At 68.8% G+C, this 2303-nt stretch carries 2 protein-coding genes; both read left to right on the forward strand.

Features of this window, described 5'->3' with window-relative positions:
• The first annotated feature begins 49 nt into the window (after window positions 1–49).
• Entirely contained in the window at window positions 50–352 is a 303-nt protein-coding gene (locus BRAS3809_RS26270; protein WP_008965046.1) for a helix-turn-helix domain-containing protein, read from the forward strand.
• Between the two features lie 96 nt (window positions 353–448).
• Window positions 449–2212 (forward strand): SulP family inorganic anion transporter, encoded by a 1764-nt coding sequence (locus BRAS3809_RS26275; RefSeq protein WP_008965047.1) that lies wholly within the window; start codon window positions 449–451, stop codon window positions 2210–2212.
• Window positions 2213–2303 lie beyond the last annotated feature (91 nt).

Consider the following 2303-nt stretch of genomic DNA (forward strand, 5'->3'; position numbering starts at 1 on the left):
TTGTCTTTGTCTCATACATCAATTATGGTGTGTGCCACGTGAGGCCATCGTGATCACGTCCTTCCAGATGCGAGCCGCGCGAGCGCTGCTCGGGATCGATCAGAAAACCTTGGCCGAGCTGGCCGGCGTGTCGCTGCCGACGATCCAGCGGATGGAAGCCTCCACGGGCAACGTCCGCGGCGTGGTGGACTCGCTGACCAAGGTCGTCGATGCGCTCAATCGTGCGGGCGTGGATCTGATCGGTGAGCATGCCCGCAGCGAGGATGGCGGGCGCGGTGTTCGCCTGAGAGACCCGGGACCGCCCCGCCGCATGGGCCGTCAAACTGACATTGCGCGCGATGGCGCGAGCTAGCTTCATCGCGCGGCACGGAGGCTGCCAAAAGCCCTTCGTGTGATGCGCCTCGTCGGCCGCAAGGCGCCCCGATGAGGCGACGGGAGCGTGATGGGCATGAGCATCGCAAGCGAGCACGGCACGCGGGGGCGGGTCGGACATCATGAGCCGACCTTCGCCGAGCTCTATTCCCCGAAACTTCTCACCGTGCTGCGCGAGGGCTACGGCCTCGCCGACTTCCGCGCCGATGCGCTCGCGGGCCTGACGGTCGCGATCGTCGCGCTGCCGCTGTCGATGGCGATCGCCATCGCCTCCGGCGTCTCGCCCGGTCGCGGGCTGTACACCGCCGTGGTCGGCGGCTTCCTGATCTCGCTGCTCGGCGGCAGCCGCTTCCAGATCGGCGGCCCGGCCGGCGCCTTCATCGTGCTGGTGGCCGCGACCGTCGATCGCCAGGGTCTCGACGGATTGTTGCTCGCGACCATGATGTCCGGGGCGATGCTGGTGATCGCCGGCTATCTGCGGCTCGGCACCTACATCAAGTTCATTCCCTATCCGGTCACGGTCGGCTTCACCGCCGGCATCGCCGTCATCATCTTCGCCAGCCAGCTGAAGGACCTCTTCGGCATCACGCTCGTCGCCAAGGAGCCGGGCGAGCTGATCCCCAAGCTGGTCGCGCTGGCTCACGGCTTGCCGACGGCCAACATGTCCGCCGTCCTGCTCGCCGCGTCGGCGATCCTGATCATCGTCGGGATCAAGCGGCTGCGTCCGACCTGGCCCGGCATTCTCGTCGCGGTCGCGGTCGCGGGCGTGGTGACATGGGCGTTCAATCTGCCGGTCGAAACGATCGGGACCAAGTTCGGCGGCATTCCGCGCGAGCTGCCGGCACCGGCGCTGCCCGCCTTCTCGCTTGCCAAGATCCAGGCGGTGTTTCCCGACGCGATCGCCTTTGCGCTGCTCGGCGCCATCGAGTCGCTGCTGTCGGCCGTGGTCGCCGATGGCATGACCGGCCGCCGCCATCGTTCCAATTGCGAGCTCGTCGCGCAGGGCTTCGCCAATATCGGCTCGGCGCTGTTCGGCGGCATCTGCGTCACCGGCACGATCGCGCGCACGGCGACCAACGTCCGCGCGGGCGCCCGCGGCCCGGTGTCGGGCATGCTGCACTCGCTCTTCCTGCTCGTGTTCATGCTGATCGCGGCGCCGCTGGCGAGCTACATCCCGCTGTCGGCGCTGGCGGCGGTGCTCGTCGTGGTGGCCTGGAACATGGCCGAGAAGCACGCCTTCGCGACGCTTGTCCGCTCGTCCTGGGGCGACGCCACGGTGCTGCTGGCGACCTTCGGGCTCACGATCTTCCGCGATCTCACCGAAGGCATCCTGGTCGGCTTCGCGCTCGGCGCGGTGCTCTTCATCCACCGCATGGCGCAGATGACCGGCGTCGAGGACGGATCGCCGCTGGTGGCCGAGGACCGCGCCGACTTCGAGGACGGCGCGCGCGTGCCCTACAATCCCAAGCTCAGCGCCGACAAGGACGTGCTGGTCTATCGCATCACCGGCGCGTTCTTCTTCGGCGCCGCCTCGACCGTCGGCACCGTGCTCGATTCCATCGCCGACCGCCGCAAGGCCTTCGTGGTGGATTTCGCCGCCGTGCCGTTCCTGGATTCCACCGCGGCCAATGCGATGAGCCGGGTCGCCGCCAAGGCGAAGCGCCAGGGCATTCTGTTGTTCATCACCGGCGCCTCGCCGACGGTGCGCCGTGCGCTGCTGACCCACGGCGTGCGGCCGCCGCTGGTGCGCTATCGCGAAACCATCGAGCGCGCGGTGGCCGACATCAAGGACAAGGACACCGCCCACGACGAGATCGCCGACGGGCTGGCCGCCAGCTGACCGCCGGAACGCGCCCGCGCCCTGGGTCGGCCCAGGACGCCAGGACGGGGGGCGCGACCGCGACCGGCGTAGAGCATTGACTCCGGTCGGA

This window comes from Bradyrhizobium sp. STM 3809, assembly GCF_000239795.1.
In the GTDB taxonomy this organism is placed as follows: Bacteria; Pseudomonadota; Alphaproteobacteria; order Rhizobiales; family Xanthobacteraceae; genus Bradyrhizobium.